The organism is Frankia sp. QA3 (assembly GCF_000262465.1).
GTDB lineage: Bacteria > Actinomycetota > Actinomycetes > Frankiales > Frankiaceae > Frankia.
The window spans coordinates 488,660-509,364 of sequence record NZ_CM001489.1 but is presented as its reverse complement, the minus strand read 5'-3'; the positions used below and the strand labels follow the sequence as shown (position 1 = coordinate 509,364).

Sequence of the window (20,705 nt, the reverse complement as noted above, 5' to 3'; positions counted from 1 at the left end):
CCGACGCGGCGGCCACGGGCGGCGGCGCGGGGGCGGGTTCGTCGGCGACCTCGCCGCCGTAGGAGCGGATGAGCTCGGCGAGGCCGCCCTGGAAACCCTGGCCGATCGCGGCGACGCGCCACACGCCCTTGCGGTAGATGTCGCCGATCATCACCGCGCGTTCGCTGGTGAAGTCGGCGCCGGTGAAGGAGTAGCGCAGCACCTCGGTCCCGCCGGCGACGATCCGCAGGTAACCCGACGTGATCGCCGCGGCGCTGCCCGCGCCGTCCAGGGCCGCGCAGAACGACAGCCGGCCGATGGCGGCGGGCACCTGGTCGAGGCTGACCCGGAACGCCTGGGTGTCCCCGGACTGCGGGCCGAGGAGCTGGATGGACTTCTCCGGCGAGGCGGGCTGGTTGAAGAAGACGAAGTACCGGTCGTCGGAGAGGCGGTCGTCGCCGTCCAGGCCGAAGCAGGAGACATCCCACTCCCCCGGCGCGTTGATTTGGATCCCGACATACAGGTCGGTGCCCTGGGTGACCGCCGACAGCTGCGCCTTCTGCCCGCGGCTGAACTGGGTGACCAACGCGCTCCCTCCACTCGCCTGCCGCCGCCCCGGCACCTGCCGGGACGACCGGCGGACCGGCCCGCCGCCTGCGCCCGCATCCGCACGAACCGGACTGCGGGCAAGGTAGCAGCTACCCACCTGCCCAGCCGAACACGCCGGGCAGGTGGGCGCTGTCGCCCACGGGACACCCGGCGCACGTCACCGTGGCAGGTCACCAGCGTGACATCTCACCTCGCGTCCCGCGGGCAGGATGGCGTTCACTGGGCGGATGCGCTACGTCGAGGACTCCGTCACCACCAGCCCGAAGAGGATCTCGAAGATCGGCCTGGGCACCTGGCAGTTCGGGTCCGGGCAGTGGGGTTACGGCAGCGGCTACGCCGACTCCGACGCCGCGCGCATCGTCCGCCGGGCCCTCGAACTGGGCGTCACCCTGTTCGACTCGGCGGAGGCCTACGGCCTGGGACGCAGCGAGCGCATCCTCGGCGCGGCGCTGGCCGCGGTCCCCGGCGCACTCGACCGGGCGTACGTGGCAACCAAGATCCTGCCGATCGTGCCGGTGGGCCCGGTCGTCGAGCAGCGCGCGGTCGCCAGTGCGCACCGTCTCGGCGTGCGCCACCTCGATCTCTACCAGGTGCACCAGCCCAACCCGGCGATCCGGGACCGCTGGACGATGCGGGGCATGGCCGCGCTGCGGGCCGTCGGGCTCGTCGGGGACGTCGGGGTCAGCAACTACTCACTGGCTCGTTGGCAGGAGGCCGACGCCGCCCTCGGCGCGCCGGTGCTGTCCAACCAGGTGGAGTACAGCCTGGCCCGGCCGCGCCACGGCGCCGCGCTGCTCGACTTCGCCGCCCGCGAGTCCCGGATCGTGATCGCCTGGAGCCCGCTCGCCCAGGGGCTGCTGTCGGGCCACTACGACGTGACCCACCGCCCGAGCGGACGGGTCCGGGCGGTGAACCCGCTGTTCGGAACCGAGAACCTGGCCCGGGCGACGCCGCTGCTCGACGTGCTGCGCGACGTCGCCGCGGCGCACGGGGCCAGCCCCGCCCAGATCGCGCTGGCCTGGGCGATCCACCATCCGCGGGTCGTGGCGATCCCGGGGGCGTCCGGCGTCGCCCAGGTGGAGAGCAACGCGGCGGCGGCCGACCTCGATCTCGCCGACGACGAGTACGCCGCGCTCAGCGCCGCCGCCGACCGCTTCACGCCGGTCACCGGACCGGCGGCGTTCGCCGCGCTGGCCGCCGCGCGCCTGCGCCCCTGAGCGCCGCGACCGGCGTTCGGCGGACGCGGCCGGCACTGCCACCGGCCACGGCCGCACCGCCGAGCCCGGCGGGCGACGACCTGCCGCCCGTACTCGCCTAGCCGCCCGTACTCGCCTAGCCGCCCTCACTCGCCTAGCCGGCGTTGACGGTGCCGTCGGGGGCGTAGACGTCGTCGGAGGAGACGATGTGGAACGGCGGGCAGACGCCCGTCGAATGATGGGCGGCGGCTTCCAGGGCCATCTGCACGCGCTGTTCCGCGTCGAGGCCGCGGGTGCTGTGCAGGGAGCCGCAGGCGTACTCGTCGCCGCTGCCGACGGCGTAGTAGTCGTCGACGCTGCGGCCGATCTGGTAGTCCGAGTCGATGCGGTAGAGGTGCCCGCGGATGCCGACGAGGAACAGCCCGCCGCTCTCGTTGCCGGAGTCGTTGCGCGCGAAGCCGCCCTCGCGCAGGCAGTCACGGACGACCGCGATGAAGTCGGTCGCCATGAACCGGTCAAGGTCCCAGTCCTGGGGAACGGGCGGCACGAGGCTGTAGCGGAGCAGCTGGCCCATCCGGAACGAGTCGGTGAAGCCCATGATGAACTCACCGTTGCGGAACACCTTGGTGTCCGCACGCACGGTGATGGACCAGCCGGCTACACCGGCGCTGTCCCCACCGATCACGACCCGGCCGTCCTGCTGAACCCCGACGATGCAGGTCACGAAGCGGAATGGTACCGGTTCGCCCCGCAGGCGGATGTCCCACCCCGTCTGCGTCCTCCGCCTTCGTCACGGACTGTCCCGAGCGCCCGACCGATGTCACCTTGCCGACCTGCGCATCTTTCCCTCGATCGGGCTGCAGTAGGGATGTGAGAGCGTGTTCGGCGGTGGCGACATCACACGGCGACAGCCGCGCGCGGCCGACGACGGCGCCGGGATCATCGGAGAAGGGGACGGACGGACGATGGGGATGAAGCGGTTCATGTCGCGACTGGGCGTGGGGGGCGCCGAGGTCGAGACCGTGCTGGATCGTCCGGAGACGCTGCCGGGTCACGTGGTGACCGGCACGACGACGATCACCGGCGGCAAGGTCGACCAGGAGATCGAGAAGGTCCTCGTCGCGTTGGAGGCGACCGTCGAGGTCGAGCGGGACGACTCGACCTGGTACGAGCAGGTCACCTTCGGCACCCAGCAGGTCGGCGGCGGCTTCACGATCAACCCCGGACAGCAGATCAGCGGCCGGTTCGAGCTGCCCGTGCCGTGGCAGACACCGATCACCGACGTCGGCGGCTGGCACCTGCACGGCATGAAGATCGGGGTGCGGACGAAGCTGGCGATCCCCGGAGCGGTCGACCCGGGCGATCTGGACCCGGTGGGCGTGCATCCGCTGCCGGTGCAGGAGGCGGTGCTGGCGGCCCTGGGCGACCTCGGCTTCCACTTCCGGTCCGCGGACGTCGAGAAGGGCCACCTCAGCGGCTCCGACCTGCCCTTCTACCAGGAGATCGAGCTCAAGCCGGCCGGCGAGTACGCCCGGCGGATCTCCGAGCTGGAGGTGACCTTCCTCGTCGACGGCGCCGGGATGGACGTCGTGTTGGAGGCCGACCGCCGCGGCGGGCTGCTGTCCTCCGGCCACGACGAGCTCAGCCGCTTCCGCCTCGCCCACCACGACACCGACCGCCACGCGCTCGGCGGCCTGCTGCACCAGCAGCTCGAGCACCTCGGCCGCCGCCGCGGCTGGTTCTGATTCCCGCCGGCTGCCGCGCCGGGCGAACCACCGCCCGGCGGGGCAGCCGGGACCCGGGACCCGGGAGCCGGGAGCCGGGGCGTCCGGCCGCGCATCCAGCCGGTAACCGTTCTGCGCGTCCGGCTGTGTGCGAAGCGACCCCGCCGACGAGCCGACGAGCCGACGAGCCGACGAACCCCGAACAAGGACAAACCCCAAACAAGACGGTCGAAGACGTCGGCCAGACGGCGGGCCAGGTTCATCAGCAGAATCACCGGTCACATTTGGTGTATTGGCGAGCGGCTTCGCGCACGTCCTCGTGGTCGATGGGCCACGCTGCACGGCGAGGCTGTCGTCGACTTCCAGGAGTCGCAACAGTCCCGGACTGACGACTGGCCGGCACGCGCGGACAGCGCCCGGGGCAACCCCTCAAAGCAGCCTTGACCCCCGTCGGCGAAGGACCTCGCGCCGACGGCGCTCGACGGGAACGACCTCGACCGTCCTGTCGCCCACGCGACACTCGCGACCTCACTCCGGTGACCCGAGGATAGATACCGGGTATGCCATACCGCGTATAGTGCCCCGAAAGGGTTAGACCATACCGAGTATGCGAATACCAGGTACGCCGTACCCGACAGGTACCTGCCGCTAGGCAGGTACCGATGCAGGTACAGGCACAGGGAGGCGTGATGTCGATCCGGCACGGGCTGTTGGCGTTGCTCGCCGAGCGCCCGATGTACGGCTACCAGCTCAGGGCGGAATTCGAGACGCGGACGGGCTCGACCTGGCCGCTCAACGTCGGACAGGTCTACACCACGCTGCAGCGGCTCGAACGTGACGGGCTCGTCGAGCCGGCGGACACCACCGGGCACGCCGATGACCAGACGGCCGTCTACCAGCTCACCGAGTCCGGCCGCGCCGAGACCGAAAAATGGTGGTCGGCGCCGGTCACCCGCCACGCTCCGGCCCGAGACGAGCTGGCGATCAAACTCGCGCTCGCGGTCACGCTGCCCGGCATCGACGTGGCGATGGTCGTCCAGCGCCAGCGCACCGAGACGATGCGCGCGGTGCAGCAGTACACCAGGCTGAGCCGCCAGGCCGACGAGTCGAACGACACCGCCTGGCTGCTCGTGCTCGACAGCCTCGTGTTCGCCGCCGAGGCCGAGATCCGCTGGCTCGACCACGTCGAGGCCCGGCTCGATCGGGCGGCCCGCCGGGCTGCCCGCACGGGCACCAGCCCGAGCGGTGCCCCCTCGCCGGCCGCACCGACCACGGCCCTGTCCTCGCCAGGCCGCCCAGACGCGGCCACGACCGAAAAGAGCGGACGTTGACCTCGATCGCGCCCCCTCGAATGCCGGAGCCCGTGCCCCACGGCGCGGCCCCTCCCGCGTCGGCCCCGGTGCTCCACCTGCGCGGCGTGACCCGCGTCCACGGCGGTGGCGCGACCCAGGTCGTCGCGCTGCGTGGGCTGGACCTCGCCGTCTACCCCGGGGAGCTGGTGGCCGTGATGGGCCCGTCCGGCTCGGGCAAGTCCACCCTGCTGACGTTGGCGGGCGGGCTCGACACCGCGACGTCGGGCGACGTGTTCGTCGACGGGACGGCGCTGGGACGGCTGTCCGCCAGGGCGCTCGCGGCGCTGCGTCGACGCAGCCTCGGCTACGTCTTCCAGGATCTCAATCTCGTTCCGGCGCTGACCGCGGCCGAGAACGTCGCGCTCCCCCGGGAACTCGACGGCGTGGCCACGCGCAAGGCGCACAAGGAGGCCGTGGCCGCCCTGGCCGAAGTGGGCGTGGCCGAGCTCGCCGACAGGTTTCCCGACCAGATGTCCGGCGGCCAGCAGCAGCGCGTCGCGATCGCCCGCGCGCTGGTGGGCCCCCGGCGGCTCGTGCTGGCGGACGAGCCGACCGGCGCGCTCGACTCGGCGACCAGCGGCGAGGTGATGCGGGTGCTCCGTGCCCGCTGCGACGCCGGCGCCGCCGGCCTCCTCGTCACCCACGAGGCACGGCACGCCGGTTGGGCCGACCGGGTGGTGTTCCTGCGCGACGGCATGGCGGTCGACTCCACCGGCGAACCGTCGACCCCCGAGTCCCTGCTCGACGGCACGTTGACCCGCCCGCCCGGAAGCCGACCCTCCGACGGCCCGCCGTTCGCCCCTGGGCGGGCCGACCCCGGACGGGCCGACCCCGGACGGGCCGACCCCGGACGGGCCGACGGGGAGAGCAGCGGCGACAGCGGGAGCACGCCGGGCGGAGCCGAGCGGTGACGAAGCTTGGATTCCCCGCCGGCCGGGCGGCCCTGCGGGTCGCCCGGCGCGACGCGCTGCGCGCCAAAGGCCGCACGCTGCTGGTCGCCGTGATGATCGGGCTACCGGTCCTCCTGGTCTCCGGCGTCGACGTCATCACCCGATCGGCAGACGACGGCCCTTCGGAGCACCTCTGGCGCAAGCTCGGCGCTCACCCCGAGCTGCAGGCACGGTTCGACGGCTGGCATTTCGGACTCCCCATGGCGCAGAGCCCCGACGCCGAGACCACCGGTCCGGTCGACCCCGACGCGGGCTGGCCGGCCCATCTGCCGGACGTCGAGCAGGCGCGGGCCGACCTCGCCGCGGCGTTGCCGCCCGGGGACCGGCTCGTCACCGTGCACGACGCCTACGACGCGCGGTTCCGGATCGACGACTCCGGCGCCCGCGGCGGCAGCCGATTCGTTCGGGCGAACCTGCGCCAGGCCGACTGGACCGACCCCAGCCTCGCGGGCCTGGTCGATATCACCTCGGGCCGACTGCCGGCGAAGGAGGGCGAGGTCACGGTGACGGCCTCGTTCGCCAGGCACTTCGGCGTCCGGGTCGGCGACACCATGCGGTTCGAGCTTCCGGACCGTGCGGCCGCCAACTCCACCGCTCCTACCGACACCACCGCCCCCGCCGGCGCCGCACCTCCCGCCGCCGCACCTCCCGCCGGCGCCGCACCTCCCGCCGCCACCAGTGCCGACCCTCCCACCGGCGGTGAGGGGCGCGTACGCGTCATGGACGTGGTGGGAGTCGCCCGCCTCAACGAGGACCGCAACATCAGGACGGTGCTTGGCATGCCGAGCCTGCTGCCAGCCGACGGCACCCTGAGTTTCGGCGGCGACACGCTGTACGCAGCGGGTCCGAACCCCGTCACCTGGAACGACGTGCTGCGCCTGAACCGGCTGGGTGCGGTCGTGGTGAGCCGGGCGGTGTTCGCCGATCCGCCTCCCGCGAGCGACGTGCCCGAGGTGCCGGGCAGTTCCGGCGCCTCCGCCGCTCTCGACGTGGCGGTCGCCGCCACGGTCGTCGGCCTGGTGTTGCTCGAGGTCGCGCTGCTGGCCGGGCCGGCGTTCGCGGTCGGTGCCCGGCGCAACATCCGGCACCTCGCCCTGGTGTCCGCCAGCGGAGGCAACCGCAGGCAGATCGGCAACATCGTGCTCGCAGGCGGCCTCGTCGTCGGTTTCGGGGCCTCCGTGGTCGGCGCCGGGCTCGGCGCCGGCGTCGGCGTGGCGGCGCTGCCGGTCCTCGAGCACTACGAACAAGCCGACTTCGCGCACACCGACGTCCGACTGCTCGACCTGGCGCTCATTGTCCTCGTCGGGACACTCACCGCCGTCGCGGCCGCCGTCGTGCCGGCCTGGCAGGCCAGCAAGGTCGACGTCGTCGCGGCGTTGGCCGGTCGACGAGGCCCGCTCGCCACCCCGCGGCGAGTTCCGGTGCTCGGCGTGGTCGCGGTCGCGGTGGGGGCCGGTCTGGCGGCGCTCGGCGCGGCCACCGTCGAGCCGCTGCCGGTGCTCGCTGGTACCGCGGTCGTGACACTCGGCCTGATCGCGACCGCGGGATCGGTCGTCGGACTCGTCGCCAGGGCCGCCAGGCGGCTGCCGGTCGCTGCCCGGATGGCTCTGCGTGACGCGGCTCGCCAGCGTGGTCGCACCGCCCCCGCCGTCGGGGCGGTGGTGGCCGCGGTCACGGGGTCGGTGGCGATCTCGCTCTACGTCGCCGCGCTCGACAACCACGACCAGCTCACCTACCGGCCGTCGGCCGCTCCCGGGGGCGTGGTGCTCGACCTGACGCGGTGGGGGCCGAACGGGCCGGAACAGCCGCATCCGGCCGCGCCGGCGGAGGCGTTGCTGCGCGAGAACCTGCCCATCGACAGGGTCGCGCGGATCAACGTCATAGGCGATCCCGGTGGCAGTTCGTCCTCCGCCTACCCCGACCCTCGAAGCGACATCGCCTGCGACGCCCCCTACGACGACGCCCCCTACGGCAACGTCCCCGGCCTGGCCTCGTCGAAGGCGCCGGTCGACGAACGATGTGGCGAACGGGGGCTCGTCCTGGTCCATAACGGCGTCGTGGTGGGCGACGGCAGTGCGCTGGACGTCGCCAGCAACGGCGGCTACCCCGATGTCCGGGCCGTCGTGGCAGCCGGCGTCGCCGCCGTGACGAACCCCCGGTACCTGCAGGCGAACGGGAAGGTCGTCGTGAAGGTCAGTCCGCCGTACGATCCCGGGCAGTCCGGTGCCGAGTCGAGCGAACGGACTCTCGTCCTGCCCGCCAGGCTCGTCGAGCGCACCGGCGGTACCCCGATCGACATGGTCGTCGTGCCACCGGCGCTGGTACTGGCGCGGGGGTACTCGGTCATTCCCGGCGCGGTGGTCGCCAGCACGACTCGTGTGCCCACGGCGTCCGAGGCGCAGCGGGCGGACTCGGCACTGGCGGACGCCGGAATCGACAACGGCCTCGTCGTCGAACGCGGCTATCAGAGCGCCTACGGCATCGGGTTGTTGGCACTGGCGGTCGCGGCCGCCGTGATCACCCTCGGCGCCACCGGCATCGCCGTCGGACTCGCCGCGACAGACGGCCGCGCCGACCTGGCGACGCTCGCCGCCGTGGGGGCAAGCCCGGGGGTACGCCGCCGGCTGGCCGCCAGCCAGGCCGCGGTGATCGCCGGCACCGGGGCGGTGATGGGGGTCGTGGCCGGCGCGGTGCCCGGCCTCGCGTTGATCTGGATGCAACGCCACGGTTCCGGGACGTTCGACCCGAGCTGGGAGTTCGTCCCGCCCTGGCTGAGCCTGACCAGCATCGTCGTGCTCGTGCCGCTCGTGGCCGTGGCGTGCGGCTGGTTGTTCACCCGCTCACGGCTGCCCATCGTCCGCCGCGTCACGCTCTGACCACTCGGCCCGCTGGCCCGTCCCGTTCCTGGCCGGGTCGGCGAGCCGGTCCTGGCGCCCTTCGTAGCCGGCCACCTTTGCCACGAGCAGCGCGCCGTGCACCAGTGCCGACAGCCCCTCGCCGACCGGGCGGAGCTCGCCCTCGACCTCGACGATGACGTCCAGATCCGCTGGCGGGTCGACCCGGCCCTGCCCGCCGCCACCCGCACCGCCGTCGAGACCCTGCGGGGCCCGGTCGGGGACCGGGCCGGCGTCCGGGCCGCCGCCGCGGTTGCTGTCGATCAGTCGGAATCGCGGTAGATGACCGAGACGTCACCGGAGGAGGTCGTGGCGCGCAGGCGGCGCGGCGCCGCCGGGTCCTTCTGGACGTTGACCGTGCGGTCGCCGGAGCCGGTCGTCACCTCGGTGGCGTAGCCCTCGCCGTCGACGGGCAGCAGCACCCGCACGTCCCCGGATCCACTGTGGGCGTCGAGGTCGTCCGGGGCGGCGAGCTGATCGACCCGCACGTCCCCGGACGACGTCGAGGCGTGCAGCCGGCCGGTGCGCGCCTCGCGGATCCTGATGTCGCCCGAGCCGCTGGCGGCGTCGAGCTCGCCGCTGGGCCGCACGACCGTCACGTCGCCGGAGGAGGTCCGCAGCCGCACCTCGCCGCCGAGGCCCTCCGCGGCGACGTCCCCGGCGGAGGTGTCCGCGGCGACGGTCACCCCTGGCGGGAGCTCGAGGTCGTAGTCGGACGAGCAGTCCCAGGTCGTCCCGCAGCGGGTGGTGATGTACGCCGTGTCGCCGTCGACCCGCACGACGAGCTCGGGCACCTTGACGACGCCGGACAGCCTGGCGATCAGCCTGACCCCGCCGTTCCCGCCGGTCCCGGTGGGCTCGCGGGTCCCGGTGGGCTCGCGGGTCCCGGTGGGCTCGGCGTCCGGTCCGCGCAGGTGGACGTCGCCGCTCGGGGTGTGCACGACGACGTGGGTGACCGCGGCCGGGAAGGCGCGACGCTCGACGTGGTGGCCGCGCCCGGAGGTCGCGTCGACGACGGCGAGCCCCCCGAACACCGTGAAGACGACGGCGAGGACACCGCCGAGCGCGAAGGCGAGCGCCCTGCCGCCCCGCGGCCGCCGCCTCGGCGCGGGGCCGCCCGGCAGCGGGTCGAACCCGCCGAACGGGGCCGGCCCGTCGACCGGATCGGTCGCGTCGTCGAGGGTGGCGTGCGCGGCGGTGGCGGCGGGTGTCGGGTCGGACTCGAGTGTCGGGTCGGACTCGAGTGTCGGGTCGGACTCGAGTGTCGGGTCGGACTCGGGTGCGTGGTCAGACATTGCGGTGCCCCCTGCGGGCGCGCTCCGACGCTGCGGACGGGCGGCGGGCGCCGCCGTCGGCCGCGTCCAGGAAGCGCAGCACCGCGAGCACGCGGCGGTGGTCGTCCTCGGCCACCGGAAGATCGAACTTGGCGAAGATGTTGGTGACGTGCTTCTCGACGGCCCGTTCGGTGATGACGAGCGCGGCGGCGACGGCGGCGTTCGAGCGGCCCTCCGCCATCAGGCCCAGCACCTCGGTCTCCCGCCGGGTGAGGCTGTCGAGCGGGTCGCGGCGCCGCGAGCGCACGAGCAGCTGCGCGACGACGTCGGGGTCGAGCACGGTGCCGCCGGCGGCGACCCGGGCGAGCGCGGCGTGGAAGTCCGCCACGTCGGAGACCCGGTCCTTGAGCAGGTAACCGACACCCCGGCTGGCCTGCCCGGCGATGAGGTCGACGGCGTAGCGCTCCTCGACGTACTGGGACAGCACGAGAACCCCGACGGCCGGCCACTGCCGGCGCAGCACCAGGGCCGCCCGCACGCCCTCGTCGGTGAACGTCGGGGGCAGGCGCACGTCGACGACGCAGACGTCCGGTGGATCGGCCGCGACCGCCCGCAGCAGCGCCTCGGCGTCACCGAGCGCCGCCGTCACCGTCATGCCGACGTCCTCGAGCAGCCGGGTCAGCCCCTCGCGCAGCAGCACCGAATCCTCGGCGATCATGATGTGCACGGCAGCTCCAGACGCACGGTCGTGCCCGCCCCGGGCGGGCTGGTCAGGCTGAACGCCCCGTCGACGGCGCGGGCCCGGTCACGCAGGCCGGCGAGCCCGCTGCCGCCGCTCTCCCGGGCACCGCCGCGGCCGTCGTCGGCGACCTCGACGGTCAGCCGTCCCCCGCCGCGGCGCACGACGATCCGGGCGCGGGACGCCCGGGCGTGCCGGGCGATGTTGGTCAGCGCCTCGGCGACGAAGAAGTAGGCGACCGCCTCGGCGTCCGGATCGCGCCGCGGCGCCGGGTCGACGTCGACGGTGACCGGGACCGGGCAGCGGGCGGCGAGCCCGGACAGCGCCGCGTCCAGCCCACGGTCGGTCAGCACCGACGGGTGGATGCCGCGGGCAAGATCACGCAGCTCGACCAGGGCCCGCTTCGTCTCCGCGTGGGCCTCGGCGACCAGGCCGGTGGCGACATCCGGATTCTCGGCGAAACGGGCCTGCGCCCGTCCGAGGGTCATCGCGACGGCGACGAGCCGCTGCTGGGCGCCGTCGTGCAGGTCGCGTTCGATCCGCCGCCGCTCGGCCGCCGCGGCGGCGACCATCCCGGCGCGGCTGGACTCCAGGTCCTCCACCCGCGCGGCGAGCAGCTCCTCGCCGCGCGGGGACAGCAGCCACCGGGCCGCCTGATAGTGCGCCACCGTCAGCCCGCGGGCGAGCCAGGGGGCGGCGAGCAGCGCGGCTGCCCCGAGGCCCACGTGCAGGGCGACCGCCCCGCCGTAGCCGAGGTACTGCCCGAAGATCCGCTCTCCCCCGGCGAGGGCGTACCCGTAGGCCGGGAAGAACAGGAAGGCCAGCCCGCCGCCCCAGGCGGCGAACAGCAGCCAGCCGCCGAACCAGCCGAACAGCGGCGCCACGACCAGCACGTACAGCACGTTCAGCCAGCTCCCGCCGGCTCGCAGCCGCCGCAGCTCGGCGCCGGCGCGGCCGACGACCCCCGGCCGGCGGGCGGGGTCACGTGCGGGTGAGCGCCGCAGCGGCAGCCGGCGGCCGAGCATCGCCTCGAACCGCCAGGCGTCGAACCGGGTCGACAGTCTGGCCACGACGAGCCCGAACCAGATCAGCGGCACCCCGAACAGGGCCAGCAGCAGCAGCGGCACGCCCAGCAGGATCGGGATGAGCACCGCGAGGAACACCGGCAGCGCGACGGCGCCGGTGAGGGCGACGAAGGCCGTGCCCGCCCAGGCCGGCGCGGCGTACGTCCGCCGCAGCGCGGGCAGCACCCCCCACCGGGCCGAGCCGCCGACGCCACCCGCGCTGTCTGCCGCCTGAACCGGATTCACCGTCATCCTTCTCCACCGTCCCCGCAGCGGACCCAAAGCGGCGCCGTGCGCGGCCGCCGTCCGACTGAGCCGACGGTAGATCGTCCGGTCGCCCGCAGGCGACGGAGCTGACCGGCCAGTCCGCCAGGGGGTTACCCGTACCGCGCTCCCCGCCGGCCACCACAGTGACGCCCCCGGCCTCGGCACGATTCCGTGTGCGAATGGTGACAGCAGTCCTGGGGCGCGGCCAACCGCGGACGGCCCGGCCTCGGTGCGGCGGTCGCGTGAGGATGAGCGGGCAGGCCGCCGCGAAGCGACACCGAAGAAGATCCGCCCACTCATCGAGTCGACCAGCGACCTTATCCCGACCAGATCGCCTACGACCGCCGAGCCTTAGCCCGTTCCTCTAGACGCGGCGGGTGAGGTGGAACGCGGAGATGGAGTAGCCGGCGCGCAGGGCGAGGCGGTGTGCCTCGTGACGGTGGGTGTCGGTGTCGAGGTGGATGTGCTCGCAGCCGAGCCGGCGAGCCTCCCGCTCCGTCCAGGCGAGCAGCCGGGTGGCGTGACCCCGCCCGCGCGCGGCGAGCAGGGTCGTGAGGTCGTCGATGGCCAGGTGCCGCCCGGCGGCCAACGAGTTCACCTGCCGGAAGCCGAGCGCGGCGACGACCCGGCCGAGCTCCCCGTCCCAGGACGCGACGAGACGGTAGCCTTCGGGCCGCTGCACCTCGTTGACGAGCCTGACGAACCCCGTCGACGTCAGATGCGGGCGTAGCTGGCGCATCGGGTCAAATGCCAACCAGGTCCGCTCCGCCTCCAACTCCTCGATTTTCACGGGCCGTATTGTGTCAGTGCCATCAGGTGATGTGTGTGCTGAGGTCCGGCCGGCACCGGTGGAATCGGTCACCGCGGCCGTGCCGCCGGCTCCGGCGGACGGGTCCAGCCCGCCGGCCATGGCCTGCGCGTCCCTCCCTCCCGCGGCCCGTCCGGCTCCCGCGGCCCGTCCGGAAAATGATTCGCCCCCGGGTGCGACCGCGGGCTACCCTGCTGCGGCCTTCGGGCCGTCCGCCGCCGGCCTGCGGCGGGCTGTCCCGGGACGCGGCGCGATGGCGGCGCCGTGGTGAAGCCGACACGGGGTGAGATCCGGGGCGGGGTGAAGGGCGTGGAGGGCAGCCGGATGGACCACGGCGGGCGGTCGTCGGCCGGAATCGTCGCCGAACCGGCGCTGCGTGGCCCGCGGCTGGTCCTGCGGCCGCTGACGGTGGCCGGCATCGGCGCGCTGCGGGCCGGGCGGTGCGGCGAGCTGGAGTCGCTCACCGGCACCCGGATCACCGCCGCCATCCACCCGCCCCCGCTGCTCGACGCCGCCCTCGGCCCGGTTCGCAACCGGTCGCTGACCGAGTCGGCGGCCGCCGGCTGGTGGACGTGGCTGGCCGTCGAACGGGCCACCGGCACGGCAGTCGCCTCACCCGGCCTCGGCGGTCCACCCGACGCCGACGGCTGCGTCACCTTCGGCCAGACGACGTTCGCCGGGCACACCGGGCGCGGCTACGCCGTCGAGAGCGGCTGCCTGCTGCTGGACTGGGCCTTCCGCGAGCCTCGGGTGCGCCGGGCGCTGATGACCCTGCCGCCCCACGCCGGGGTGGCCCTCGCGGTCGCCGCCCGTCTGGGTTTCACCACCATCGGCCGCGCCGAGGACGACGAGGTCGGCGAGCTCGTCCTGCTCGAACGGACCTGCCGGACCGCCTGAGGCGGCCCCGGCGCGGCGCGGCTGCGGCAGCCGCGGGCCGAGCAGGTGCGGGGCCAGCCAGTCGACGGCGGCCCGGACGAACCGGACCCGGTTGGCCAGCGCGGCGACCTCGTGCCCCTCGCCGGGGAACAGCAGGTAGCGGCAGTCGACGCCACGGGCGGTGGCCGCGGCCACGGTCTGCTCGGCCTCGATCACCGGAACGTTGGTGTCGTTCTCGCCGTGGACGACGAGCAGCGGCACGGCCAGCGCGCTCATCCGGTGCAGCGGGGACAGCGCGCGCAGCAGCGCGGGCTGCGTGACCGGATCGCCGTACTTGGTCACCGCGGAGGCCGCGATCCACGGCTCGGTGTGCTGGTAGAACGTCTCCAGGTCGACCATGCCGCAGACGTCCACGCCGACGCGGAACAGCTGCGGGAAGTGCACCAGGGCGGCCAGCGTCAGGTAGCCGCCGTAGGAGCGCCCGGCGATCCCGATCCGCTCCGGGTCGGCCATGCCGGTGTCGACGAGGTCCCGCACGCAGCTCGCCACGTCCTCGATGCCGTCGAAACGGCGATGGATGTGATCGGCCTCCTCGAAGGCCCGGCCGAACCCGGTGGAGCCGCGCACGTTCGGCGCGAACACGGCGATCCCGCGGGCGAGCAGCGCGTGGAACAGCGGGTTGAACGTCGGGCGTTCCTGGGCCTCGGGGCCGCCGTGCAGGTAGATCAGGGTCGGCAGTGGGCCTGGCGGCGTCGGCGGGCGGTACCACCAGCCGGCCAGCTCCCGGCCGTCGTGCGCGGTCAGGGTGTGCGGCACGGGCCGGACCAGCGCCGCCGCCCGGGTGGGGGCGTGCGAGACCAGACATCGGTAGCGGGCGGGGTGGCCGACGGGGTGGCCGGCGGCCGGGGCGGTCAGGTCGCAGGTCCAGATCTCCCCGGGCGCCGCGGCGCCGTCGAGGGCGAGGACCAGCTCCCGGCCGCCGGGACGAGCCAGCAGGGCGGTGACGACGTCGCGGGGCGGCGCCGGCAGCGGCCGGCACCGGCCGCCCGGCAGGTCGACGAGCGTGAGCTCGCTGCGTCCCGCCACGTTCCAGACGACGACCGCCCGCTCGCCCCCGCCCCCGCCCCCGCCGCCGCCCCCGGCGCCGGTCCCGGCGTCCGCGTCGGGGTGGGGGTCGTCGGGGTGGGGGTCGCCAGGGCGAGGGGCGCCAGGGTGGGGGGCGCCAGGGTGGGGGCGGCGTCGGCGTCGGGCCGGCCGAGCAGGGCGAACCGCTCCACGTCGGCGTCGGGACGCTCGGCGATCACCACGGTGGCGCCGGGGGTGTCCACGGGGACGTCGAGCAGGGCGGCCCGCTCGCGGCCGAGGTCGCTCACCAGCAGCACCCGACGCCCGCCCGCGGCGAACCGCCCGGCGAGGACGGTCGCGGTGCCGCCGGGCAGCTCCCACGACGAGTGGGCCGCATAGCCGGGCGGCGGCGGGGTGAGCCGGACGTCGACGACGAGCGCGCGGCGGACTCCCCGCGGCCCCTCCCGCAGCAGCAGCCGGTACGAGCCGGCCAGTGGATCACGAACCGCGGGGTCGAGGTCGACGAGGTCGCACACCTGCAGGGCGATGCCCTCGGCGAGCCGGGCCCGCCGGCCGTCGAGACCGACCAGCACGGCGGCGGTGCGCCCGGCCCGGTCGCCACGGTCGGACTCGGTGACCACGACGGCGAGCCCGTCGGCGGTCCAGCGGGCCGGCACGGCGGCGCGGCCGTCCCCGCCGGCCAGCCCAGCCCGGGCCGCCGCCGTCGGGGGCGACGACGCGCACCTCGGTGAGCTCCCCGCCGCCGGGCGCCACGTGCACGGCGATCAGGTCGCCGGCGGGCGACCACAACGCGGCGCGGACATGCCCGGGGCCGGTGTCCACGGGCCGCCGCCGGCCGCCGGCGTCCCGGATCCACAGCGCGGGCCCGTCCGGCCCGTCCGCGACGTAGGCGAGCCGGCCGTCGGGGGCGAGGGCGGGCGCCCGCACCCCCTCGGCCGCCACCCACTCCTGCGCCAGATCCGACCCTCCCGCCCGATCAGCCTTCCCGGCCCGATCAGCCTTCCCGGCCCGATCAGCCTCCCCGGCCTTGCCTGCGCCGGCCGCGGCGCGGGCCGCGCCGGCCGCCCGCATCCGCTCCCCGGCCCGGGCCCGCTCGGCGGCTCGGTCGGACTCCGGCGGCCGGGCCATGTCGCCCGGTCCCGGCAGGTCGCCGGCATGCCCCGGTCTGGGGGTGCGGGCCACGGGGGCCACCGTGCTCCCGGGGGTCCGGGGGGGCACGGGGGTCAGCGGGACCACGGCGTTCGCCCTCGTGGGGCTGCCGAACGCGCGGGGGGAGCCATGGGTCATGTCACTCCTTAGGGTCACGTCACCCCTTGGGTCTGGAGCCACATCTCGAGCAGCGCGGCCTGCCAGAGGGCGTTCGCGCCGAGGGTCGTGCGATTGTCGTTCGGGGCGGCCAGCATCGCCTGGATCCACGCCGGGCGGAACAGGCCGCGGGACTTCGCCGCCGGGTCGGTGAGCGCGTCGCGGACCCGGTCGAGGAACGGGCCGTGCAGGTGGCGGATCGCCGGCACCGGGAAGTACCCCTTGGGCCGGTCGATGACGTCGACCGGCATGAGCGGGCGGCCGATGTCCTTGAGCACGCCCTTGCCGCCGGAGGCGAGCTTGAGCTCGGGCGGGCAGGCCGCGGCGAGCTCGACCAGCTCGTGGTCGAGGAACGGGGTACGCGCCTCCAGGCCCGCGGCCATCGTCATGTTGTCGACCCGCTTCACCGGGTCGTCGACGAGCATGATCGTCGAGTCGAGGCGCAGCGCGGCGTCGACGGACGTCCCGGCGCCCGGCCGGGCGAAGTGGGAGGCGACGAAGTGCCGGCTGGCGTCGGCTTCGATGAGATGGTGCGGCTCGACCATCGCCGGCATGTCGCGGTGCGGCCGGTCGGCGAAGACCCGCAGGTAGGCGTCGACCGCCTGGTCACGCGGGACGCCGGCCAGCGGCGGGTACCAGGAGTAGCCGGCGAAGACCTCGTCGGCGCCCTGCCCGGACTGCACGACCTTGACGTGCCGGGAGACCTCCTGGGAGAGCAGGTAGAAGGCGACGCAGTCGTGGCTGACCATCGGTTCGCTCATCGCGGCAACGGCGGCGTCGACGGCGGGCAGCAGCCGGCTGCCCGGCACCCGGATCTGGTGGTGGTCGGTGGAGAAGTGCTTGGCGATGATGTCCGAGTAGGCGAACTCGTCGCCGGACTCTCCGCCGGCCGCCTCGAAACCGACGCTGAACGTGGCCAGGCCGTGCTGGCCGGCCTCGGCCAGCAGCGCGACGATCAGGCTGGAGTCCAGCCCGCCGGACAGCAGCACCCCGACGGGCACGTCGGCGACCATCCGCCGGCGCACCGCCACGCGCAGCTTCTCGGCGATGGCGTCCTGCCAGTCGCGGGCGGTCCAGTCGGCGCGCGCGGGGTCCCGGGTGAAGTCCGGACTCCAGTACACCTCGTCGGTCCAGCTCCCGTCCGGTTCGACGACCCGCACGGTGGCGGCGGGCAGCTTGCGCACCCCGGCGAGGATGGTGTGCGGCGCCGGCACCACCGAGTGGAACGACAGGTAGTGGTGGAAGGCGACCAGGTCGATGTCCGAGGAGACGCCGCCCCCGGCGAGCAGCGCGGGCAGGGTGGAGGCGAACCGCAGCCGTTCGGCGTCGGCGGCGAGGTACAGCGGCTTGATCCCGAGCCGGTCGCGGGCGAGGACGAGGCGGCCGGTGTCGCGCTCGGCGATCGCGAAGGCGAACATCCCGGCGAAGTGGTCCACGCACCGGGTGCCCCAGTGGTGGTAGGCCTTGGCGATCACCTCGGTGTCCGAGGTGGAGAAGAAGCGGTAGCCGGCGGCGGCCAGCTCGTCGCGCAGCTCCTGGTAGTTGTAGATGCACCCGTTGAACACGAGGGTCAGGCCGAGCTCGCTGTCGACCATCGGCTGGGCGCCACACTCGGACAGATCGATGATCTTCAGGCGGCGGTGGCCGAACGCGACCGGTCCCGACGACCACACGCCCACGCCGTCCGGGCCCCGCGGCACCATGGTGGCCGTCATCCGCACCACCGCATCGACGTCGGCTCCCCGGCCGTCGAACCTCAGCTCACCACTCAGCCCGCACATGTGCGCTCCCGTCGATCAGTCAGTTCAGGTGAGATCCATTCCCCGGGCATTCCTGCCCGGCATGAGGGTGCACGGTCGCCCGTCCACCTTCGATGCCGGAGATTTCACACTCGTGTCCCCATGGTTGCGACCGAGGACCGCTTCGCGGCGCCGGTACGCCGTCGTCCCCCGCCGAGAGCTTCGGCGGGGGACGACGCAGGTCGTACGGGTCCGCTCAGCGGCGCGGGATCCAGGTGTCCTTGGAGCCGCCGCCCTGGGAGGAGTTGACGATGAGGCTGCCGGGCGGGGCGACCCGGCTGAGCGCCGCGGGCACCACGACCGGCTCGGCCCCGGCGTAGACGAACACCCGCAGGTCCACCGCGCACGGTTCGAGGTGGCTGTCGTGCCAGGTCGGATGGGTGGACAGGGAGACCACCTCCTGGCCGATCCAGCGCCGCGGGTCGGCCAGGATCCGCTCCCGGACGGCGGTGAGCTGGTAGGGCTCGGCGTGCGGGCCGATCACGACGCCGGAGCCGCCGAAGCCGTCGACCGGCTTGACGACGAGCTGGTCGAGGTTGGCCAGCACGTGCTCGCACTGCTCCGGATCGCCGCAGACGTAGGTCGGGACGTCGTCGAGGACCGGCTGCTCCCCCAGGTAGTAGGTGACCATCCGGGGCACGTAGGCGTAGACGACCTTGTCGTCGCCGATGCCGTTGCCCGGCGCGTTCGCGACGCTCAACCGCCCGGCCCGGACCACCCGCAGCAGCGCCGGGCCGAGCGGGGCGCCGTCCGCACCCGGTGCGCCGAACAGCTCGTCCTCGTCGATGCGCCGGTAGAGGACGTCGACGCGGCGGCGCCGGCCGTCGTCGACCCGGTAGGCGACGTCGTCGTCGACGAGCAGCGCGCCGGGTTCGACCAGCGGGACGCCCATCTCCTCGGCGAGCATGGCGTGCTCGAAGTAGGCGGAGTCCGCCGGCCCGCTGGTCAGGACGGCGACCGCGGGCTCCCCGGTGACGGCGGGCGGCGCCGCGGCGACGAGCGCGTCGTGCAGCAGGGCGGGCACGGTGCCCAGGCGCAGGATGCCCGGCGGCGGCCCGAGCTCGGGCAGCACCGACTCGGCGAGCCGGCGGCCCTCGACGGCGTAGGCGATCCCGGACGGCACGCGCAGGTTGTCCTCCAGCACCAGCCATCCGCCGTCGCCGCCGCGGACGAGGTCGATCCCGGCGGTGGTGATCCGGATCGCGTCCCGCCCGGGGGCGCGGCCGCCGTGGCGCAGCCCGGGAGCGTCGTTGACCACCCAGGGCGGGACGATGCCGTCCGCGACGGCGGCCCGCTCGCCGTAGACGTCGTGCAGGAACGCCTCCAGCGCGCGGACCCGCTGGCCGAGCCCCGTGCCGAGCACCGCCCAGTCGTCGGCGGCGACGATCCGCGGCACGATGTCGAAGGGGAACGGCCGGCTCGCCGAGTCCCCGTTGACCCGGAACATGATGCCGCGGTCGGTCTGCTCGGCCTCGCGGGCGCCGACCCGTTCGTCGAGGACGTCGGGCCCGAGCCGCTCCAGGGTGCGCATCACCGCCCGGTACTGGGGGCGCACGGCGCCGTGCTCGTCGACGACCTCGTCGTAGCCGGTCGGCTGGTAGCGCTCCAGCAGGATCGGCGCGATCTGGTCGGGCGCCGACACCGCGGGCGCGACCCCGAGCGACGCGCCGGCCGGCGGGACGTCGCGGGTCTCGGCGAGGATCAGGTCGGCGACGTCGGTGAGCAGTCCGCGGCGGGCGAACGCCCGGCGCTGGCGTAGCGCCGAGCTGCCCCGCCCGGCCGCCTGCTCGGCGAGGTTGTCGATGAGCTCCCAGTCGTCGTAGCGCTCAAGCTGGGGACGCACCTCCTCCAGCATCCGGCGCAGCATGGCGCGCGCGGGCACGGGGCCGGCGCCGAAGATGTCGACGAGGTCGCCCTCCAGCCCGGAGCGGGCGGCCCGCCAGGTAGCCGCCCGCAGCAGCTCGGCGCGCGGGGGCGGGGCCTGGCCGCCGGCCTCGATCTCCTCGATCGCCCGGCCCACCAGGGCCCGGAACAGCCCGGCGATGAGGATGACGTTGTCCACGTCCGGGCAGGCGTCGCAGATGCGCAGCTCGACGGTGGGCAGGTGGGCCGACGGGCGGACGTCGAAATACACCATGCCCGGGTCACTGATCACGCCGGACTTGATCAGGTCCGCGATGAGCTGGTCGTACTCGGCCGCGGTCTTGAACGACCCGGCGACGCCGGCGGTGGGCCAGCGCTGCCAGACCAGCGTGCGCATGCTCGCGTAGCCGCTGTCGGCGCCGAGCCAGTACGGCGAGCTGGCCGACAGGGCCAGCAGCATCGGCAGCCAGGGGGCGGTCCAGGCGACGACGGCCATGGCGAGATCGCGGTCGGCGACGTCGACGTGCACCTGGGCGCCGCAGATGAGCTGCTCGCGGGCGACGATCTGGTAGTCCTCGGTCATCTGCTCGTAGCGAGCGTCCCGGGAGACGTCGAGCAGATCCATGTCGAGGATCGGCACGGTGCCCGACGCCGCCGGCCCGAGCCCCAGCTCGCCCGCCGCCTCGGCCAGCCGGCGGCGCAGATCCAGCAGGTTCGACCGCAGTGCCAGCAGATCCACCGTCGGCTGACTGTTCGTCTCGACGACGGATTTCAACAGTTCCGGAGAGAACGAATCCTTATCCAGCCTCTGCAGTATTTCCTCGGCCCGGGGAACAAGTTGGCGGGTGGTGAGATCGAGGATGTGAAACTCCTCCTCGACGCCGACGGCCACGTTCCGTGCGTCGCTCATGGCGGGCTAC

Annotated in this window: 16 protein-coding genes and 1 pseudogene; 7 read left to right on the top strand and 10 right to left on the bottom strand. The window is 74.3% G+C overall.

Going from position 1 to position 20,705, the window contains the following annotated elements; translation table 11 throughout:
* A partial coding sequence (locus tag FRAQA3DRAFT_RS36530; RefSeq protein ID WP_009737410.1) for a TerD family protein occupies window positions 1–565 on the bottom strand: 565 nt, incomplete at its 3' end.
* Between the two features lie 250 nt (window positions 566–815).
* Here FRAQA3DRAFT_RS36530 and FRAQA3DRAFT_RS02070 point away from each other — a divergent pair.
* Complete coding sequence (locus FRAQA3DRAFT_RS02070; protein WP_035920470.1) at window positions 816–1,805, top strand: aldo/keto reductase; 990 nt, start codon at window positions 816–818, stop codon at window positions 1,803–1,805.
* Between the two features lie 133 nt (window positions 1,806–1,938).
* On the opposite strand, the gene FRAQA3DRAFT_RS02065 is transcribed toward FRAQA3DRAFT_RS02070, so the two are convergent.
* Window positions 1,939–2,508, bottom strand: coding sequence for a hypothetical protein (locus tag FRAQA3DRAFT_RS02065; RefSeq protein WP_009737408.1), 570 nt, complete (start codon window positions 2,506–2,508; stop codon window positions 1,939–1,941).
* A 241-nt stretch (window positions 2,509–2,749) separates the two neighbouring features.
* On the opposite strand from FRAQA3DRAFT_RS02065, the gene FRAQA3DRAFT_RS02060 reads away from it, so the two are divergent.
* From FRAQA3DRAFT_RS02060 to FRAQA3DRAFT_RS02040, 5 genes are all read left to right on the top strand, one after another.
* Window positions 2,750–3,529, top strand: coding sequence for a sporulation protein (locus tag FRAQA3DRAFT_RS02060; protein WP_009737407.1), 780 nt, complete (start codon window positions 2,750–2,752; stop codon window positions 3,527–3,529).
* Between the two features lie 668 nt (window positions 3,530–4,197).
* Window positions 4,198–4,839, top strand: a complete 642-nt coding sequence (locus FRAQA3DRAFT_RS02055) for a PadR family transcriptional regulator (protein WP_009737406.1) — start codon at window positions 4,198–4,200, stop codon at window positions 4,837–4,839.
* Window positions 4,836–5,771 carry an ABC transporter ATP-binding protein gene (locus FRAQA3DRAFT_RS02050; RefSeq protein WP_232291874.1) on the top strand — a complete coding sequence of 312 codons (936 nt, stop codon included), beginning with the start codon at window positions 4,836–4,838 and terminating at the stop codon, window positions 5,769–5,771. The genes FRAQA3DRAFT_RS02055 and FRAQA3DRAFT_RS02050 overlap by 4 nt, the downstream gene beginning before the upstream one ends.
* Complete coding sequence (locus FRAQA3DRAFT_RS02045) at window positions 5,768–8,686, top strand: FtsX-like permease family protein (RefSeq protein WP_009737404.1); 2,919 nt, start codon at window positions 5,768–5,770, stop codon at window positions 8,684–8,686. Before FRAQA3DRAFT_RS02050 ends, FRAQA3DRAFT_RS02045 begins: the two co-directional genes overlap by 4 nt.
* A gap of 96 nt (window positions 8,687–8,782) precedes the next feature.
* On the top strand, window positions 8,783–8,986 hold the full coding sequence (locus FRAQA3DRAFT_RS02040) for a hypothetical protein (RefSeq protein ID WP_009737403.1): 204 nt from the start codon (window positions 8,783–8,785) through the stop codon (window positions 8,984–8,986).
* On the opposite strand, the gene FRAQA3DRAFT_RS31140 is transcribed toward FRAQA3DRAFT_RS02040, so the two are convergent.
* The 4 genes from FRAQA3DRAFT_RS31140 to FRAQA3DRAFT_RS02020 form a co-directional block, all read right to left on the bottom strand.
* Complete coding sequence (locus FRAQA3DRAFT_RS31140; RefSeq protein WP_009737402.1) at window positions 8,968–9,999, bottom strand: DUF4097 family beta strand repeat-containing protein; 1,032 nt, start codon at window positions 9,997–9,999, stop codon at window positions 8,968–8,970. The two genes, FRAQA3DRAFT_RS02040 and FRAQA3DRAFT_RS31140, sit on opposite strands and share 19 nt — an antisense overlap.
* Window positions 9,992–10,696, bottom strand: coding sequence for a response regulator transcription factor (locus FRAQA3DRAFT_RS02030; protein WP_035920467.1), 705 nt, complete (start codon window positions 10,694–10,696; stop codon window positions 9,992–9,994). The genes FRAQA3DRAFT_RS31140 and FRAQA3DRAFT_RS02030 overlap by 8 nt, the downstream gene beginning before the upstream one ends.
* A complete protein-coding gene (locus FRAQA3DRAFT_RS02025; RefSeq protein ID WP_009737400.1) occupies window positions 10,693–12,033 on the bottom strand; it encodes a histidine kinase in 1,341 nt (446 codons plus the stop codon). Before FRAQA3DRAFT_RS02025 ends, FRAQA3DRAFT_RS02030 begins: the two co-directional genes overlap by 4 nt.
* Before the next feature lie 379 nt (window positions 12,034–12,412).
* The gene (locus FRAQA3DRAFT_RS02020; RefSeq protein ID WP_035920465.1) at window positions 12,413–12,838 is read right to left on the bottom strand and encodes a GNAT family N-acetyltransferase; all 426 of its coding nucleotides are present in this window, start codon (window positions 12,836–12,838) and stop codon (window positions 12,413–12,415) included.
* Window positions 12,839–13,180: 342 nt separating this feature from the next.
* Here FRAQA3DRAFT_RS02020 and FRAQA3DRAFT_RS36525 point away from each other — a divergent pair, with 342 nt between their 5' ends.
* Window positions 13,181–13,753 (top strand): GNAT family N-acetyltransferase, encoded by a 573-nt coding sequence (locus FRAQA3DRAFT_RS36525; RefSeq protein ID WP_232292078.1) that lies wholly within the window; start codon window positions 13,181–13,183, stop codon window positions 13,751–13,753.
* A 33-nt stretch (window positions 13,754–13,786) separates the two neighbouring features.
* Here FRAQA3DRAFT_RS36525 and FRAQA3DRAFT_RS36520 read toward each other — a convergent pair.
* The 4 genes and pseudogenes from FRAQA3DRAFT_RS36520 to FRAQA3DRAFT_RS02000 form a co-directional block, all read right to left on the bottom strand.
* Window positions 13,787–14,839 (bottom strand): annotated as a pseudogene (locus tag FRAQA3DRAFT_RS36520) (alpha/beta hydrolase family protein); the annotation flags it as partial.
* 456 nt (window positions 14,840–15,295) lie between these two features.
* On the bottom strand, window positions 15,296–16,105 hold the full coding sequence (locus tag FRAQA3DRAFT_RS38335) for a hypothetical protein (protein ID WP_198287011.1): 810 nt from the start codon (window positions 16,103–16,105) through the stop codon (window positions 15,296–15,298).
* 14 nt (window positions 16,106–16,119) lie between these two features.
* A complete protein-coding gene (locus FRAQA3DRAFT_RS02005; protein WP_009737397.1) occupies window positions 16,120–17,904 on the bottom strand; it encodes an N-acetylglutaminylglutamine amidotransferase in 1,785 nt (594 codons plus the stop codon).
* Between the two features lie 214 nt (window positions 17,905–18,118).
* Window positions 18,119–20,695 carry a carboxylate--amine ligase/circularly permuted type 2 ATP-grasp protein gene (locus tag FRAQA3DRAFT_RS02000; RefSeq protein ID WP_009737396.1) on the bottom strand — a complete coding sequence of 859 codons (2,577 nt, stop codon included), beginning with the start codon at window positions 20,693–20,695 and terminating at the stop codon, window positions 18,119–18,121.
* Window positions 20,696–20,705 lie beyond the last annotated feature (10 nt).

What these genes read in the sequence shown, in the direction of transcription:
- FRAQA3DRAFT_RS38335 (WP_198287011.1), bottom strand. Translation starts at nt 16,105, where the DNA reads ATGACCCATGGCTCCCCCCGCGCGTTCGGCAGCCCCACGAGGGCGAAC.
- FRAQA3DRAFT_RS02060 (WP_009737407.1), top strand. Translation starts at nt 2,750, where the DNA reads ATGGGGATGAAGCGGTTCATGTCGCGACTGGGCGTGGGGGGCGCCGAG.
- FRAQA3DRAFT_RS31140 (WP_009737402.1), bottom strand. Translation starts at nt 9,999, where the DNA reads ATGTCTGACCACGCACCCGAGTCCGACCCGACACTCGAGTCCGACCCG.
- FRAQA3DRAFT_RS02070 (WP_035920470.1), top strand. Translation starts at nt 816, where the DNA reads ATGCGCTACGTCGAGGACTCCGTCACCACCAGCCCGAAGAGGATCTCG.
- FRAQA3DRAFT_RS02055 (WP_009737406.1), top strand. Translation starts at nt 4,198, where the DNA reads ATGTCGATCCGGCACGGGCTGTTGGCGTTGCTCGCCGAGCGCCCGATG.
- FRAQA3DRAFT_RS02030 (WP_035920467.1), bottom strand. Translation starts at nt 10,696, where the DNA reads ATGATCGCCGAGGATTCGGTGCTGCTGCGCGAGGGGCTGACCCGGCTG.
- FRAQA3DRAFT_RS36525 (WP_232292078.1), top strand. Translation starts at nt 13,181, where the DNA reads ATGGACCACGGCGGGCGGTCGTCGGCCGGAATCGTCGCCGAACCGGCG.
- FRAQA3DRAFT_RS02000 (WP_009737396.1), bottom strand. Translation starts at nt 20,695, where the DNA reads ATGAGCGACGCACGGAACGTGGCCGTCGGCGTCGAGGAGGAGTTTCAC.
- FRAQA3DRAFT_RS02025 (WP_009737400.1), bottom strand. Translation starts at nt 12,033, where the DNA reads ATGACGGTGAATCCGGTTCAGGCGGCAGACAGCGCGGGTGGCGTCGGC.
- FRAQA3DRAFT_RS02005 (WP_009737397.1), bottom strand. Translation starts at nt 17,904, where the DNA reads ATGTGCGGGCTGAGTGGTGAGCTGAGGTTCGACGGCCGGGGAGCCGAC.